Below are 16,390 nucleotides of genomic sequence, written 5' to 3' on the forward strand. Positions count from 1 at the left end.
CCCCGTTCCCAACCCTCCCGAGGCCTTCATGACTTGGAAACGGCACCTCGGTCTGTGCCTGGCCGGGACCCTGGCGGCGACCGCGCTGCTCACCGCTCCCGCGACCGCACAGGCCGACGGGTCCTCCGGCACGCGCCTGACCGACCTCGTCAACCCGTTCATCGGCACCCAGAACGAGGGCAACACCTACCCCGGCGCGGCCGTGCCCTTCGGCATGGTGCAACTGTCCCCCGACACCGGCCACAACACCGGCTACGACTACGCCGAGGACCACATCCGCGGCTTCTCCCTGACCCACCTCTCCGGCGTGGGCTGCGGCCTCGGCGGCGACCTGCCGGTGCTGCCGACCACCGGCGACGTCACCTCGACGGACTACGCGCGCTACGCCGCCGGGTTCGGCCACGACCACGAGGAGGCGAGCCCCGGCTACTACCGCGTCGGCCTGGACAGCGGCGTCGACGCCGAACTGACCGCGACCGCCCGCACCGGCGTGCAGCGCTACACCTTCCCGGCCACCGACAAGGCCAACGTCCTGCTCAACGCCGCCCAGTCGCTGCACCGCAAGGTCGCCACCCGGGTGGAGATCCTGGACGACCACACCGTACGGACCACCCTCACCGGCCGCGGCTTCTGCCAGGACACCCTGCCCTACACCGTCTACACCCTGACCCGCTTCGACCGCCCCTTCACGGCCTACGGCACCTGGAACGGATCGACCGTCACCGACGGCGCGAGGACGGGTTCCGACGGGGCGTACGTCCGGTTCGACACCACCGGGGACCGTACCGTCGAGGCGACCACCGCGCTGTCGTACGTCGACGCGCGCGGCGCGGCCGTCAACCTGCGTGCGGAGGGCGGCCGGTCCTTCGACGCCGTGCGCCGCGCGGCCCGGCGGGCCTGGGAGGACCGGCTCGACGACGTGCGCGTGCGCGGCGGCGGCGACGAGCAGCGCCGCACCTTCTACTCGTCGCTGTACCGCTCCTTCCTCGCGCCGAACACCGGCAGCGACGCCGACGGCCGCTACACCGGCTGGGACCGGGAGGTGCACCGCGCCAAGGGCTTCACGTACTACCAGAACTGGTCGCTGTGGGACACCTACCGCACCCAGTCCCAACTGCTCTCCCTGCTCGCGCCGCGCGAGGCCCGCGACATGGCCATCTCGGTGATCAGGATCGACGAGGAGGGCGGCTGGCTGCCCAAGTGGGGCTACGGCACCGTCGAGACGAACATCATGACCGGCGACCCGGTCACCCCCTTCCTGACCAACGCCTACCAGCAGGGCCTCCTCAAGGGCTACGAGGAGCGGGCCTACCGGGCGCTGCGGAAGAACGCCGACGGCGTGCCGCCGGCGGACTCGCCGTCCGTGGGCCGGGAGGGCAACCGGGAGTACCTCGCGAACGGGTTCGTCCCCTACCTCAAGGACCGCCCGCACGCGAAGCCGGGCGACTCCGACTACGACCACGGCCCCTCGGCGACGCTGGAGTACGCCCTGTCGGACGCGATGCTCGCCCGGATGGCGCGCGACCTGGGCCACGAGGCCGACGCCGCCCGCTACGCCGCCCGCGCCCGCAGCTACCGCAACGTCTTCGACCCCTCGACCGGCTTCTTCCGCGCCCGCGACGCCTCCGGCGCCTTCACCGGACCGGACGACCCGGCCCGCAGCGAGGGCTTCCACGAGGGCACCGCCTGGCAGTACCAGTGGCTCGTCCCGCAGGACCTGCCCGGCATGGTGGACCTCATCGGCGGACAGCGCGCCGCCAACGACCGCCTGGACTCCTTCTTCGCCTACGACCGGCTGCTGGAGGACCCGGAGCGCACCGCCCGCGAGGTGTGGGTGCACGGAGGCGCGTACGACTACTACGACGCCGACAAGTACAACCCGCAGAACGAGCCCGACCTGATCGCGCCCTACACCTACCTGTCCACCGGCCAGCCCTGGAAGACCACGGACGTGGTCCACGCGGCGCTGACCCTCTTCACCGACGGGCCCACCGGGATGACCGGCAACGACGACCTCGGCACGATGTCCGCCTGGCACGTGCTGTCGTCCATCGGCCTCTTCCCCGTCCAGCCCGGCTACGACACCTGGGGCCTGTCCACCCCCGTCTTCGACCGCGTCAACCTCACCCTGGACCGCCGCTACTACCCCCACGGCCGGCTCACCCTCACGGCACCCGGCACCTCGGCCGCGGACCGCTACATCCAGTCGGCCCGCCTCGACGGGGCGGCGTACGGCCGCACCTACCTGACCACCGACGCCCTGCGTTCGCACCGGGCGCTGACCCTCACCGTCGGCCCCCGCCCGTCGGACTGGGGAACGTCACCGCAGGCCGCGCCGCCGGCGCTCGGGTGACACCCCGGGGGCGGCAGGCCGCACCGCCGGCCGGGCACGGGCCCGCCGCTCCTCCGGCCCCCGGCCCCGGCACGGCGGGCCTCCCGCTGCCGGGGACCGGCACCGGCCGGGACGGCCTCAGTCGGGGGTGAGTGACTGTTCGGCCCAGATGGTCTTGCCGTCGGTGGTGTAGCGGCTGCCCCAGCGGCGGCACATCTGGGCCACGAGGAACAGGCCCCGCCCGCCCTCGTCGGACAGCCGGGCCCGGCGCAGCCGGGGCTGGGTCTGGCTGCTGTCGCCCACTTCGCAGACCAGGGTCCGGTCGTGGATGAGGCGCAGTGCGACGTCACCGCCCCCGCCGTGGCGGATGGCGTTGGTGACCAGTTCGCTGGCGACCAGCTCGGTGGTGAAGTGCAACTCCTGCAGTCCCCAGTCCGTGAGCTGCTGCTGCACGTGCTGCCGGGCGGTGGCCACCTCGGCCGGGTCGCCGGAGAACCGCCAGGTGGCGATGGACGAGGCGGGCAGGCGGTGGATGCGGGCGAGCAACAGGGACACGTCCCGGTCCAGCGGCGCGGTGATCAGCTCCCTGCGGATCAGGCTGCTGGCCTGGGAAGCGGAGGAACGGCCCTGCGCGGCGTCGGTGAGCGCCCGGCAGAGCAGCCGCCGCCGCGTGTCGAAGGCGTCCCCGGTACCGCCGGCCAGCAGCGCGGTGCTGTGGAAGGCCAGCAGGCTGCCGGGGCCGAGGGTGAGGCTGACGGCCTCGAAGGGCAGCCTGCCGTTGCCGAGCACCGGTCCGGGGACGAGCTTGACCGGCTCGGCGGGTGTTCCGGGGGCGGCGAGCACGGGGGGCGGGTGCCCGGCGCTGGCCATCTCACAGCTCCCGTCGACCGGGTCGTACACGCAGTACAGGCAGGTCGCCGCCATGCCGGGCCGGGCGGCGCCCTCCGGGGCCGGCTCGTCGGCGAACGCCTCGTCCGCGCTTTCGTCCGCCGCGAGGTGGACCACGAGATCGTCCAGGTGGGTCAGCAGTTCGCCCGGTCCCAGGTCGAGGTCGGTCAGCGTGTGGATGGCCGTGCGCAGGCGCCCCATGGTGGCCGCCGCGGCCAGTCCGCGGCCGGAGACGTCACCGACGACGAAGGCGGTGCGCGAGGACGACAGCGGGATCACGTCGAACCAGGTGCCGCCGATGTCCTGCGCGCTCGCCGCGGGGATGTAGTGGCCGACGGTGTCCGCCGCGCTGGTCTCCTTGACGCCCTTGGGCAGCAGGCTGCGCTGCAGCGCCTCGGCCGTCTTGCGCTCGCGGGTGTAGCGGCGCGCGTTGTCCAGCGCGAGCGCGGCCCGGGACGCGATCTCCTGGGCCAGGTCGGCGTCGCTGCGGCCGAACAGGGCGTTCCTGCTCGTCCGCCACATCACCAGGGCGCCCAGCGGCCGTTCCCTGGCCACCAGGGGCGCGACGAGGTAGGACACCGCGGCGGGCGGCAGGAACAGCCGGGCATGCTCGGGGTCGTCCGCGAAGTCCCGGAACCAGTCGCTCAGGTCGGCCTTGTAGACGGCCCGGGCGCTGCGCACGTGGTCGCTCTCCGGCGTGCCGAGCCGGAAGTCCGCTCCGCGCGGGTGCACCTGCGCCGGCCACGGGCCGTGCGCCGAGGCCACGGCCACCCTGCGCACCACGGTCTCCAGCCGGAGCCCCTGCGGCTCCGCACCGCGCAGCACACCGTGGGTGAGGTCCACGGCGGCCAGGTCGGCGAACCCCGTCGAGACCATGACGCCGGCCAGTTCCTCGGCCTCACGGGTGACGTCGAGGGTGGAGCCGATGCGTTCGGCCGCCGCCTGCAGCATCGTCATCCGCTGCCGGGCCAGCTGCTGCTCGGTGACCTCCGTGAAGATGACGGCCACGCCGCTGGGCGTGCCGCGGGCGTCGTGCAGGCGGAAGGCCTGGAACGACAGGACCCGCTCCCGCTCCGGCGAGTGGCGGAGCCGGGCCCGGTGCACCCAGTCCATCAGCGGTTCCCCGGTCGCGGCGACCCCTTCGAGCCGCGCGCGCACGGCCGCCGCGTCCTCGGGCACCAGGACCTCCTCGATGCCCCGCCCGACGGGGTGCATGGCGGCGCCGGCCTCGCTCGGCGGTCCCAGGGAGGCCGGGGTGATGTTGAGCCGCGTGACCCTCAGGTCCATGTCCCGGATCGACAGGCCCACCTGGCGCTGCGCGAAGAGCGCGCGCACCAGGTCGTCGTTCTCCTCGCGGCGCCGGGCGACGTCCAGGGGGACCAGGCGCACCCAGAAGTGCGGCCGACCGGCCGTGCGCAGCGGGTGCACCTCGGCGCGGAACACGGCGTCCGCCAGGTCCGCGCCGCGCAGCGTCACCGTCTGCGGTCCCGAGGCCTCGGCGCGGGCGCGTAGTTCCGGCCAGCCGACGGGCTCCAGCAGCAGGTTGGTGAGGGGCCGCCCGCACACCTGCCGCCACGGCCGGCCCGCCGGTCCCTGCACACCGCTGCCGCACATGACCACGCGTCCCGCGGCGTCGACCACGAAGAGGGCCTCGCCGGCGGCACGCGCATCGCCGAGCTCCCACGCGGAGGTGTTCGGGTTCGCCATCTGCTGTGCTTCCGCCGGTCACGTCTGGTCTCGCTTCCTCCCTCCATTCAAGCCCCTCCCCGGCCGTGCTGCGCGGCAGTCGCCCCGGGCGACGACCCCGCCCTGCACGGGCGGAACCACCCGTGCGCCACGGCACTCCCCGCCGGTCGCGCCACGGGGTCCTCGTGCGTCCGGGGGCGGCGCACATCGGCCAGGCCGGTCCGATCCGGTTCGGTCCTGTCCGATCCGGTTCGGACACGTCGTTCCGGTCCGATCCCGTCCCGGTCAGCGGGACGACGTCCGGCTGGACGGGAGGCGGGCGTGCAGGGTGGCGGCTAGCTCCTCGGCGCGGGCTAGCTGGGTGCGCAGGTCCTCGATCCTGCGCTGCACGGCCTGCTCGAAGCCGCGGATCTGCTCCAGCAGGTGCGCGCGCTCCTCGGGCGGCAGTTCCTCTCCCGAGTCGAGGCGGTCGGTGGCGGTCAGGAGAGCACGCATCTCGTCGAGGGTGAAACCGAGCGGCTTCATGCGGCGGATGACCATCAGCCGGGCGACGTCGGCCTCCGTGTGCAGACGGAAACCGCCCTGGGAGCGGGCGGAGGGGGTGACCAGGCCGGTGTCCTCGTAGTGCCGGATCGTGCGCAGCGACAGCTCGGTCCGCGCGGCGACCTCGCCGATCCGCATGTACTCGCCGCTCACCGAGTGCCCTTCCTCGTCCCTCACCGCACCCGCGGACGGCCGGTGCGATCCCTGCCCCTTCCCACCAGCCCCGCTTCCCCCGCCCGCTCGGCGCACGCCTGCCCGGAACGCTCGGCGTCGAAGTCGCCGGCGGTCACCGACGGCCGGCCCGCGTCGTCCGGGAGCCCCGGCCCCGTCGCCGCCCGCGCCCGGGGGCCCGGTGGCCGGAAGCCGCCGGCGCCAGGGCGGGAAAAGCGCGTTCACCTGCCCTGAACCGGTCTTTTCGGGGTACTCGCCCTCAGCGGATGGCCGGGTGCCGCGGCGCCCGGGGGCCAGTACAAGCAAGTGACGCGAGGTGATCGCCGTGGCGAGTACGCAGCAACACTACGAATCAGGTCCGCGGACACCGGGTTCCGAGCCGGTGGGCGAGCTGGTGCAGCGCGCGTCGCAGCAGCTCACGGAGCTGGTGCGCAACGAACTGCGTCTGGCACAGGCGGAGATGAAGGAGAAGGGCAAGTCCTACGGCAAGGCCGGCGGGATGTTCGGCGGAGCCGGGGTCCTGGGCTTCCTGATGCTGCAGGCCCTCGTGGCCACCGTCATCGCCGCCCTGGCGGTGCCGCTGCCGGTGTGGGCCGCGGGTCTCATCGTCACCGCGCTGCTCGGAGTGATCGCCGCGGTGATGGCGATCACCGGGAAGAAGCAGGCCTCCCGGGCCGCGCCGCCCACGCCGGAGCAGACCATCGAGAACGTCAAGGCCGACGTGGCCGAGATCAAGGAGAGTGCGCACCGATGACCGAGCTTCCCCACGAGACCGCCCAGAGCCCGGAGGAGCTGCGCGAACAGGTCGAGCAGACCCGCGCCGAGCTCGGCGAGACGGTCGAGGCGCTCGCCGCCAAGACTGACGTCAAGGCCCGCGCCCAGGAGAAGGCCGGCGAGATCAGGGAACAGGCCGCCGCCAAGGCCGGCGTGCTGAAGGCCAAGGCGGCCGAGGCCGCCTCCCGCGTGCAGGACAAGCTGCCCGACCCGGTCAAGGACAAGGCCGCCCAGGCCGCCGATCTGACCCGCGCCAAGGCGGCCCGGGCCGGTTCGGTCTGGGAGGAGAAGGCGCCCGAGCCGGTGCGGGCCAGGACCGCCCAGTACGCGCAGGTGGCCCGCGACAACCGCACCGCGCTGCTGGCGGGCGCGGGCGTGGCCCTCGTGGTGTGGCTGGTCTGCCGCCGCAAGGGATGAGCCCCCGGGCGGCACCGGCCGCCCACGGCCGGCCGGCCCCCGGGCACTTCGCCGCCGGACCCGCGCGAGCGGGCCGGCCCGTGCCGGGGCCACGGCCGGCGCGGGCCGTACCGGTGCCGCCGGCTGATCACGGCACCACCCGGCGGGGACGGCCTCGCACGGGGGTCGGCAGCGGCACGCGCCGGCCCCCTCCCCCGGCAGAAACCCGCCACCCGCACGGAAAGACCTCTCCCTGTGTCCGTACACACGCTCCCCGTCCTGACGGCCGCCGCGGCGGCCGGTGCCGTCCTGGCCGCCCGCCGGGCCGCCACACACAGGCGGCGCGGACCGGTGCCGCACGGTGCCGGCGCCGCCCGTCCGCCGTGGCGCCGCACCGCCCCGTCCCCCGCCGCCGGGCCCCCGGCCGAGGCTTCCTGGAACGCCGTGCACCGGGCCGAGGAACACGTCCACCGCTGCTGGCGGCAGCTGTCCGCGGAGTCCGGCCAGGGAGGCTGAGAGGCGCCGCGGGGCCGGTGCGCACCCCTGCGGAACCGCGTTCCGGCCGGCCGGAACGCATCCGAACGCCCGCTGCTTCCCCTGCGGGCCCACGCCGGCCCCCGTTCCGCCCGGCACGAGGACGGCGTCGCGGCCCCCGTGCCGCCCGCCCCCGCCCGGTGGGCCCCGTGCCGAGCCCCTCGCGGTGTCTGCCCCGCCCACCGGGTGCTTCTCCTCCCGCGAGCGGGGCGTAACGGCGTGACCGGGGGTTACCCGGCAGACATGGCAAAACCGCACCTTCCAGGACACAAGGACCACCACGACGGCGACGAGGCCCCGGCGCCCCCGACGCCCGAGGAGGCCGGGCCGGGGCCCGAGGTGGAACGGCGGGCGCCGCACGCGCCCACCGAACTGCCCAAGGGCGCCTGGCGCCGGGTCCTGAAGGGCTCGCTGCGCGAGTTCAAGGACGACGAGCTGACCGACCGGGCGGCGGCGCTCACGTACTACGGCGTGCTGTCGCTTTTCCCGGCGCTGCTGGTGCTCGTCTCGCTGCTGGGCCTGACCGGCAGGTCGACCACGGACAAGCTGCTGTCGAACATCAAGCAGCTCGCCCCCGGTCCCGCGCGCGACATCCTGACGCGGGCGGTGGAGCAGTTGCAGGGCAGCGCGGGCACCGGTTCCGTCATGGCCGTCGTCGGCATCGCGCTCGCCGTCTGGTCGGCCTCCGGTTACGTGGCCGCCTTCATCCGCACGGCCAACGCCGTGTACGACATGCCCGAGGGCCGGCCGGTGTGGAAGGTCCTGCCGGTGCGCCTCGGTGTGACGGTCGTCCTGATGGTGCTGGCCGTGGCGAGCGCCCTGATCGTGGTCTTCACCGGCGGACTGGCCAGCCGGGCCGGGCAGGCGCTCGGACTGGGGGACGCGGCGCTGACGGCGTGGTCGATCGCCAAGTGGCCCGTCCTGGTCGTCCTGGTCGTCATGATGATCGCGATCCTGTACTGGGCGACGCCCAACGCCAAGGTGCGGGGCCTGCGGTGGATCACCCCGGGCAGTTTCCTCGCCCTCGTCATCTGGTTGATCGCCTCCGCCGGCTTCGCGTTCTACGTGGCCAACTTCGCCTCGTACAACAAGACGTACGGCACGATGGCCGGCGTCATCGTCTTCCTGGTCTGGCTCTGGATCAGCAACCTGGCGATCCTGCTCGGCCTGGAGTTCGACGCGGAGACCGTGCGGCAGCGGGCCATCGCCGGGGGCCATCCGCCCGAGACCGAACCGTACGCCGAGCCGCGGGACACCCGGAAGTGGGACGAGGAGGACGTGCGCCGGCTCGGCGACGCCTGACCGGCCCGGCCCCGGGTCACGGAGGGGAGCGTCCTTGCCCGCCCGCCCCGCCCTGCCGCCGAGGAAGGCGGTCACCCAGCGACCGCGGCAGCCCGGCGCCGGCGGTCCCGCCGCACGCGCCGGCAGCGGTGCCGGCACCGGCACCGAGCGCGTACGGCGGCCCGCCCCGCTCGTGGTGGGCCGCCGTCCCCCGCACCCCCGCCCGCGCCACCCCCGGCCAGTCCGTCAGTACAGTACGGCCAGGTCACCGGGCCGTACCCGCACCGTCACGGGCAAGACGGCCTCCACCTCGCCGTCGGCACCGCAGGGCACGGGCCGGGAGGCCTCGACGCGCAGTTCCCGGCCGCGCAGGACCCGCACTTCCGGGCGGTGCACGTGGGCGCCCGTCCTCAGCTCGTTCATCAGGGCGAAGAAGAGGCGGCGCGGTGCCTCGCGGATCAGCACGGCGTCGAGCAGGCCGTCGTCGACCCGCGCGGCGGGGGCGATGAGGCGGCCGGAGCCGTAGTACGGGGAGTTGGCGGCGACGACGGTGTAACCGCGGTGGGCGTGCTCCCGGCCGTCCAGGGTGACGCGGTAGTCCGCCGGGCGCCAGGCGGCGACCGCGCGCAGACCGCCCGCGTAGTAGGAGGCGGCGCCGCGCAGCAGGCGGGAGCGGTTGGCGTGCCGGTTGGCCAGCGCGTCGACGCCGGCGTAGACGCTGCCCAGGACCACCGTGCGCGGGTGGGCGGCCGACTCGACCTCGAGGGTGTCGACCCGTCGGGGCTCGCCGTGCAGCAGGATCCCGGCGAGGGCGGCGGGGTCGTCGGGCAGGCCCAGGGCGCGGGCGAAGTCGTTGCCGCGTCCGGCGGGTACGAGCCCGAGTACGGTGCCGGTGCCGCTGAGCGCCCCGCCGATGCCGCCGGCGATGCCGTCGCCGCCGACCGCCAGGACCACCCGGCCGCGTTCGCCGGCCCGGCGGGCGAGGTCCCGGGCGTGGGCGAGGCTGAGGCTGTACTCGGTCTCCAGCGGGGCGCCGGCCTCGCGGAGCAGCCGGGCCAGCCGGAGGAGCGTCGCCGCCCCGGCGGAGCCGCCCGCGGTCGGGTTGACGACGGCGGTGAACTGTCGCATCGGTGTGCCTCCGGGGCGGACGAGCGTGACGGGAGGGGGCGGGGCAAGGGCGGAGCGGGAACGGGGCGGGTCCGGGACGGGTCAGTCGGCGGGCAGTAGGACGCCGGGGTTGAGCAGGCCGTCGGGGTCCAGGCGGCGCTTGACGGCGCGCAGGGCCCCGATGCCCAGGGGGCCGGCCTCGCGGACGTACCAGTCGCGGTGGTCGGTGCCCACTCCGTGGTGGTGGGAGATGGTGCCGCCGGCGGCGAGGACGGCCTCGTTGGCCGCGTGCTTGGCGGGCGTCCAGTGCGCGACCGGGTCCTCGCCCCGGGCGCTGACCACGGTGAAGTACAGGGAGGCGCCGTTCTCGTACACGTGGGAGATGTGGCACATGACCAGGGGAGGCGTACCTGCCCGGGTGAGGGTGTCGGTGAGCGCGGTGCGCACGGAGTCGTACAGCGCGGGGACGCGGGACCAGAAGGCGGCGGTCTCCAGGGTCTCGGCGAAGGCTCCCGCGTCGAGCAGGGCGTCGCGCAGGTAGGGGGCGGAGTAGCGTCCGCGGGCCCAGCGTTCGCCGGGTTCCGCGCCGAGGTGGGTCCCCCCGGCGGCGCGCAGCACGGCCGCCGCCCGCTCGCGGCGCGGACCGGTGTCCCGCCGCGCGCCCTCGTAGCCGGTGACGGCCAGGCATCCGGTGTCGCCGCGGGCCGCGGCGGCGCCGATCGCGTCGGGCTGGGCGAGGCCGACGAGCGTCTCGGTCTCGTCGGACAGCCTCAGGACGGTGGGCGGCGGTCCGTCCTGGGCGAGCCGGCGCAGCGCGGCGGCACCCTCCTCGAAGGAGGCGAACCGCCAGCCCTCGTACACGCGGTGCTCGGGCAGCGGGCGGATCCGCACGGTGACGGAGGTGATGACGCCGAAGGCGCCCTCGGAGCCGAGGACCAGCTGGCGCAGGTCGGGGCCGGCGGCGGAGCGGGGGGCGCGGCCGGTTTCCAGGGTGCCCTCGGGGGTGGCGAGGGTGAGGCCGAGCACCATCTCGTCGAAGCGGCCGTATCCGGCCGAGGCCTGGCCGCTGGAGCGGGCGGCGGCGAAGCCGCCGACGGTGGCCCACTCGAAGGACTGCGGGAAGTGCCCGAGGGTGAACCCGCGGGCGGCGAGGAGGGCTTCGGCCTCGGGGGCGCGCAGGCCGGGCTGCAGGACGGCGGTGCGGGAGACGGGGTCCAGGTCGAGCAGGGCGTTCATGCGCCGCAGGTCGAGGGCGACGAAGTCGCGCCGCTGCGGGGCGAGGCCGCCGACCACGGAGGTGCCGCCGCCGAAGGGCACGACGGCCAGGCCGTGCGCGGCGCAGGCGCGCAGCACGGCGAGGACGTCCTCGTGGGAGGCGGGCAGGACGACGGCCTGGGGGACGTCACCGGTGTCGCCCGCGCGGATGCGCAGCAGGTCGGGGGTGGACTTGCCGCGGGTGTGCCGGATCCGGCTCTCGGCGTCCGTGCGGACGTGCTCCGCGCCGCCGACGGCGTCGGCGAGGGCGCGCAGCGCGGCCGGGGCGGCCGTGGTGGCGGGCGGGCGGAGGTCCGGCAGGGCGAGCGCCCCGGCGGGGCGCGGTGTGACGCCGAGCAGGTCGCGCAGCAGCGCGGTCGCCGTGTCGGGCAGGGGTGCCGCCTTCGCCGGGTCGCCCCAGCCGTTCCACAGCATGTCCATCGACACGGTCGTCCTCACAGGTCGGTTCGCTCGGTGCGCGCGGTGCCGTCTTCCGCCCCGACTCCGGGGCGTTACACTGTGACACATGGCGCCTATTCGTCACAACCGTTCGGGCGGCGACGCCGTGCTCGACGCGGTGCGCGACTGCGTGCTGGCCGTCGGGGTCCGCCGCACCACCCTGGCCGACGTGGCCCGCCGTGCCGGCGTGTCCCGGATGACGCTGTACCGGCGCTGGCCCGATCTGCGGTCACTGGTGGGCGATCTGATGACCCGTGAGTGGATCGCCGTCGCCACCGGCGCGATGCCGCCGCGCGCGGACGGCGCGGACACGCGGACCCGGATCGTGGCGGGGCTGGTCGCGGGGGTGGAGGCGTTCCGCGCCCACCCCCTGTTCCGCAAGATCGTCGACGTCGACCCCGAGCTGCTCCTCCCCTACGTGCTCGACCGGCGCGGAGCCAGCCAGGAGGCGCTGCTCGGGCTGCTCGCCGACGCCCTGCGCGAGGGCCACGCGGACGGGTCCGTCCGGATCGCCCACGTGGAACGGCAGGCCCGCACCACGCTGCTGGCCGTGCAGTCCTTCGCGCTGTCGCTGCGCACCATGACCGACGAGGACGACCCCGAACTCGGCGCGTCCGCCTTCCTCGGCGAGCTGCGCACCCTTCTGGAGAGGACCCTCAGCCCATGAGCCCCACCAGCAGCCGGCCCGGGTCCGCCGCGGCACCGGGGTCCTCCCTCAGCGCCGGGCGGCGTGCCGGCGAACTGGCCGCGGCGGCGGACGGCACGGTGGCCGACGTCCTGGTCGTCGGCCTCGGCGCGACCGGGGCGGGCGCCGCCCTGGACGCCGCCGCCCGCGGGCTCGACGTGGTCGCCGTCGACGCCCACGACCTCGCCTTCGGCACGTCCCGCTGGAGTTCCAAGCTCATCCACGGCGGACTGCGCTACCTGGCGTCCGCGCAGTTCGACGTCGCGCACGAGAGCGCGGCCGAACGCGGCGTCCTGATGACCCGCACCGCCCCGCACCTGGTGGCCGCCCAGCCCTTCGTCCTGCCGCTGACCCCCCTGGTGTCGCGCGCCCAGGCCTCCCTGGCCTGGGCCGGCTTCCGGGCCGGGGACATGCTGCGGCTGGCCGCGCGGACCCCGCGCCGGGTCCTGCCGGCGCCCCGCCGGCTCACCGCGGCGCAGGCCCGGCACCTGGCGCCCGCGGTGCGCGCCGCCGGCCTGCGCGGCGGACTGCTGTCCTGGGACGGACGGGTGAGCGACGACGCCCGGCTGGTCACCGCGCTGGCGCGGACGGCCGCCGCCCACGGCGCCCGCGTGCTCACCCGGGTGCGGGTGCTGGAACTGACCGGCACGGGCGCCCGGATCCGCGACGAGCTCACCGGCGAGGAGGGCGAGATCCGGGCCCGCGCCGTGATCAACGCCACCGGCGTGTGGGCCGGCGGGCTCGTCGACGGCGTCCGCATCCGCCCGTCGCGCGGCACGCACCTCGTCCTGCGCTCGGAGCGGCTCGGCTCCCTCCCGGCGGGCCTGCACATCCCGGTCCCGGGCGAGACCAACCGCTTCGTCCTCGTCCTGCCCCAGGGGGACGGCCGGGTCTACGTCGGTCTCACCGACGAGCCCGTCGAGGACGGGGTACCGGACGTGCCGGAGGCCCCCGAGAGCGACGTCGGCTTCCTCCTCGACGTCCTCGGACCGGTGCTGGACGCGCCGGTGCGGCGGGAGGAGGTCGCCGGCGCCTTCGCCGGACTGCGGCCCCTGCTGGACACCTCCGGGCACGAGGGACCCGGCGCCGCCCGCACCTGCGACATCTCCCGCCGGCACGCGGTGCTCACCTCGTCCGAGGGCGTGGTCACCGTGGTCGGCGGCAAGCTGACCACCTACCGGCGGATGGCCGAGGACGCCGTCGACGCCGCCGCCGCGGCGCGCGGCCTGTCCGCGGGCCCCTCCCCCACCGCCGCCCTGCCCCTGGTCGGCGCCGCCGCCCCCGCACGGCTGCGCGCCCTGCCCGCGCCCCGCCGGCTGGTCCACCGCTACGGCACCGAGGCCCCCGCGGTCCTCGCCCTCGCGGAGCGGGATCCGGCCCTGGCCGAGCCGGCCCTGCCGGGGCACCCGGTCACCCGTGCCGAACTCGTGTGGGCCGCCCGGCACGAGGGCGCCCTGGACGTATCGGACCTCCTGGACCGGCGCACCCGCATCGGCCTCGTCCCGGACGACCGCGCCGGGGCGCTACCTGCCGCCCGGGAGGCGCTGGCACGGGCCGCGGCGCACTCCTGACCGGCCGGGGTGCGGGGCCGCCCGGGCACGCCGGTGCCGGAGCCGTGCCCGCCGAGCGCCCCGTGACCGTGCATCGGACGTCCCCGGCCGGCGGCCGCCGGGTGCGGACGGACGGCGAGGTCCCCGGTCCGGCCCACGGCGTGCGCGACCTGGTGGGGCTCCCGCGCCGGGCCGGGCCGGAGATCGAGCCCGGGGGAGGTGGCGGACTCCCCGCCCATCGACTGGCGCGGTCCCGGTCCCGGCCCTCAGTCGGCGAGGTGCCGCTGGATCCAGTCGGCGGCGGTGCGGCGGAACAGGCGCCGGTTGTCCGCGCGGCGGAAGTCGTGCCCCTCCTCGCGCAGCAGCAGGAGTTCCGCCTCCAGCCCGCGCTCCCGGGCCGCCCGGACGAACTGCTCCGACTCCCCCGGCGGCACGTTGGTGTCGTGCTCGCCGTGCACGGTCAGGACGGGCACGCGCAGGGCGTCGATCCGGCTCATCGGTGACAGGTCCCGCAGCAGGTCGCGGTCGCGCTCCGGATGCCCGTACTTGTGGGCGGCCGACTCGGCGATCCACGGCTCGGTACCGGCGAAGAACGTGTGCAGGTCCGACATCCCGCACACCGCCACCCCCGTACGGAACAGCTCCGGGTGCCAGACCAGCGAGGCCATCACCAGGTAGCCGCCGTACGAGCGGCCCATCACCGCCAGCCGCCGGGGGTCGGCCATGCCCTCCACCACCACGTGGGCCGCGCAGGCGGCCACGTCCTCGATCGCGGCGAAGCGGCCCTCGCCCAGGTCGGCGTCGACGAAGGAGCGGCCGTACCCCGACGAGCCGCGGATGTCGGGCGCGAAGACGTCCAGGCCGCGGCCCAGCAGCTCGTGGTAGAGCGGTTCCAGGACGGGGCGTTCCTGTTCCTCGGGACCGCCGTGCAGGTGCAGGACGCACGGCGCCGGCTCACCCGGCGAACGGCCCGGCGCCCGGTAGTACCAGCCGCCCAGGGCGAGTCCGTCGCGGGCGAGGGGGCGCAGCGGTACCGGCCGCACCGGCGGCCGGCCGTCCGGCACCTGCTCCTCGTCGCGCGAGGACCAGGGGGTGCGCAGCGCCGCCCCCTGGGGCAGCCACCACACGCCGGGCCGCCGCCGCGAACCCGACAGGGCCACCACGGGGCCGTCGGGGCCGAAGCCGGGGGCGGCGCGGACGACGACCTCGTGGGGCAGCGCCACGGCGCGGGAGGGGCCGAGCAGGGGGAGGTCCGGCGGGAGGCCGGGCGGCTCGTGGGCGTCCGCGGCGCCCACCGGGGCGGCCGGGCGCGTCCCGGTGCCGTCCGGGACGGCCGCCGGGACGGCCGCACGCGCCGCGGGGACGGGCGGTCCCTGCCCCGGGGCGCCGGCGGCGGCACCGGGACGCCGCGTCCCGTCCGCCCCGTGCCGTTCCGGGGCCGCCGGCGCCAGGGCCGCGACCTCCAGCTCGCTGACGCCCCGCACGTTCCAGCACAGCACGGCGCTGTGCGCCTCGCGGTCGAGGGCGAGCAGTTCCAGGTCGCAGTCGGGTCGGGCGGCGGCGACCGTCCGGTCCAGCTGCTGCCCCCGCGGGCCGAGCCGGACCGCGAGCAGGGCGGCGTACTCGCGGCCACTGTCGCTGCGCAGCCACAGCGTGCGGCCGTCCGGTGAGAAGCCGCCGATCCACGGGTCCCCGTCGGCGACCCGGACCGCGCAGGTGACGGTGCGGTCGGCACCGCGCACCACGAGCGCCTCGCGGTTGCCGCGGGGCCCGCGGCGCAGCAGGGCCAGCCGGCCGTCCCGGCTCACGTCGCACACGCGCAGGGTCGGCGCCCCGGGTTCGCTCGCCAGCAGGACCGGCGCCGCCTCGCCCTCCGGGTCGACCAGGTAGGCCGTCAGGGTCCTCGGGCCGGGCTGTTCGCGCACCGCGCCGGGGTGGGGCGGGTGGACGCCGGCCGCGGGGGCGTCGAGGTGGACGGGGTGGGGCGCCGTGGTGAGGGCCGTGCCGCCGAGCAGCACCGCGCGGCCGGCGCGGCCGGTCCAGTCGCGGGTGCGCACGGGCACCTGCGGATCGGCCGACGCGGTCGGCGCGTCGGGTCCGTCCCGGGTGAGGACGGCGGGGCCGGGCTCCCTGACGGTCACCGCGAGGGCCGAGCCGTCGTGCGTCCAGCAGCCCAGGTGGGCGGAGGTGCCGGGCTCGCCCCCGGCCAGCAGGCGCCGTCCGGTGCCGTCGGGGCGGACGCACAGGACCCGGGTCAGCTCCCCGCCGCCGGGGGCGGTGGTGTAGGCGATCCACCGGCCGTCCGGCGACCAGGACACCTCGGTCACCGGCTCCGGATCGGCGTCCAGGAGCCGGACCTGCCCGCCGTCCACGGGCCCGGCCCACAGCTGGGGCACTCCGGTGCGGTCGCAGATGAAGGCGACGTGCCGGCCGCCGGGGTCCACGGAGGGGTACCAGCAGCCGTGGGCGACCAGGGGTTGCGGGACGTCGTAGGGGGCGGCGGTGTCCGCCAGGTGCACCGGCTCCGGCGCCGCGCGGATCGCGGCCGCGCCGCCCCCGTCCGGCCCCGTGGCCAGGTGCACCGGACCGAACGCGTGCAGCGCCTCGCCGCCTCGCGCGATCACCCCGGAGTCCGCGCGCGCCTGCCGGGGCCGGCGCGTGTCCACGTGCCCGTGGTGCGCCGGCTCGGTCACCTCCATGCCGCCGCGCGCCGGTCCGGGCGCCACCGGA

Annotated in this window: 12 protein-coding genes; 7 read left to right on the forward strand and 5 right to left on the reverse strand. The window is 76.2% G+C overall.

All coding sequences use genetic code 11. From position 1 onward, the window contains the following. The first annotated feature begins 28 nt into the window (after positions 1 to 28). On the forward strand, positions 29 to 2,353 hold the full coding sequence (locus QQY24_RS02865) for a GH92 family glycosyl hydrolase (protein ID WP_301971074.1): 2,325 nt from the start codon (positions 29 to 31) through the stop codon (positions 2,351 to 2,353). 117 nt (positions 2,354 to 2,470) lie between these two features. On the opposite strand, the gene QQY24_RS02870 is transcribed toward QQY24_RS02865, so the two are convergent. Together QQY24_RS02870 and QQY24_RS02875 are read right to left on the reverse strand one after the other, a co-directional pair. Beyond that, complete coding sequence (locus QQY24_RS02870; RefSeq protein ID WP_301971075.1) at positions 2,471 to 4,927, reverse strand: SpoIIE family protein phosphatase; 2,457 nt, start codon at positions 4,925 to 4,927, stop codon at positions 2,471 to 2,473. Positions 4,928 to 5,191: 264 nt separating this feature from the next. Beyond that, positions 5,192 to 5,602, reverse strand: coding sequence for a MerR family transcriptional regulator (locus QQY24_RS02875; protein WP_301971076.1), 411 nt, complete (start codon positions 5,600 to 5,602; stop codon positions 5,192 to 5,194). Between the two features lie 343 nt (positions 5,603 to 5,945). Here QQY24_RS02875 and QQY24_RS02880 point away from each other — a divergent pair, with 343 nt between their 5' ends. The 4 genes from QQY24_RS02880 to QQY24_RS02895 all read left to right on the forward strand — a co-directional run bounded on the left by QQY24_RS02880 (position 5,946) and on the right by QQY24_RS02895 (position 8,626). Next, positions 5,946 to 6,374, forward strand: coding sequence for a phage holin family protein (locus tag QQY24_RS02880; RefSeq protein WP_301971077.1), 429 nt, complete (start codon positions 5,946 to 5,948; stop codon positions 6,372 to 6,374). Continuing rightward, complete coding sequence (locus QQY24_RS02885) at positions 6,371 to 6,811, forward strand: DUF3618 domain-containing protein (RefSeq protein ID WP_301971078.1); 441 nt, start codon at positions 6,371 to 6,373, stop codon at positions 6,809 to 6,811. Before QQY24_RS02880 ends, QQY24_RS02885 begins: the two co-directional genes overlap by 4 nt. Positions 6,812 to 7,045: 234 nt before the next feature. After that, on the forward strand, positions 7,046 to 7,306 hold the full coding sequence (locus QQY24_RS02890) for a hypothetical protein (RefSeq protein ID WP_301971079.1): 261 nt from the start codon (positions 7,046 to 7,048) through the stop codon (positions 7,304 to 7,306). 261 nt (positions 7,307 to 7,567) lie between these two features. Next, on the forward strand, positions 7,568 to 8,626 hold the full coding sequence (locus QQY24_RS02895; protein WP_301971080.1) for a YihY/virulence factor BrkB family protein: 1,059 nt from the start codon (positions 7,568 to 7,570) through the stop codon (positions 8,624 to 8,626). 225 nt (positions 8,627 to 8,851) lie between these two features. On the opposite strand, the gene QQY24_RS02900 is transcribed toward QQY24_RS02895, so the two are convergent. Next, positions 8,852 to 9,733 (reverse strand): diacylglycerol kinase family protein, encoded by an 882-nt coding sequence (locus QQY24_RS02900; protein WP_301971081.1) that lies wholly within the window; start codon positions 9,731 to 9,733, stop codon positions 8,852 to 8,854. Positions 9,734 to 9,814: 81 nt separating this feature from the next. Next, complete coding sequence (locus tag QQY24_RS02905; RefSeq protein ID WP_301971082.1) at positions 9,815 to 11,407, reverse strand: FAD-binding oxidoreductase; 1,593 nt, start codon at positions 11,405 to 11,407, stop codon at positions 9,815 to 9,817. 85 nt (positions 11,408 to 11,492) lie between these two features. Here QQY24_RS02905 and QQY24_RS02910 point away from each other — a divergent pair, with 85 nt between their 5' ends. Then, a complete protein-coding gene (locus QQY24_RS02910; RefSeq protein ID WP_301971083.1) occupies positions 11,493 to 12,092 on the forward strand; it encodes a TetR/AcrR family transcriptional regulator in 600 nt (199 codons plus the stop codon). Continuing rightward, positions 12,089 to 13,681, forward strand: coding sequence for a glycerol-3-phosphate dehydrogenase/oxidase (locus tag QQY24_RS02915; protein ID WP_301971084.1), 1,593 nt, complete (start codon positions 12,089 to 12,091; stop codon positions 13,679 to 13,681). Before QQY24_RS02910 ends, QQY24_RS02915 begins: the two co-directional genes overlap by 4 nt. A gap of 245 nt (positions 13,682 to 13,926) precedes the next feature. Here QQY24_RS02915 and QQY24_RS02920 read toward each other — a convergent pair whose 3' ends face one another. Next, entirely contained in the window at positions 13,927 to 16,386 is a 2,460-nt protein-coding gene (locus QQY24_RS02920; RefSeq protein WP_301971085.1) for a prolyl oligopeptidase family serine peptidase, read from the reverse strand. Between the last annotated feature and the right edge of the window lie 4 nt (positions 16,387 to 16,390).

Source organism: Streptomyces sp. TG1A-8, assembly GCF_030499535.1.
Classification (GTDB): domain Bacteria; phylum Actinomycetota; class Actinomycetes; order Streptomycetales; family Streptomycetaceae; genus Streptomyces.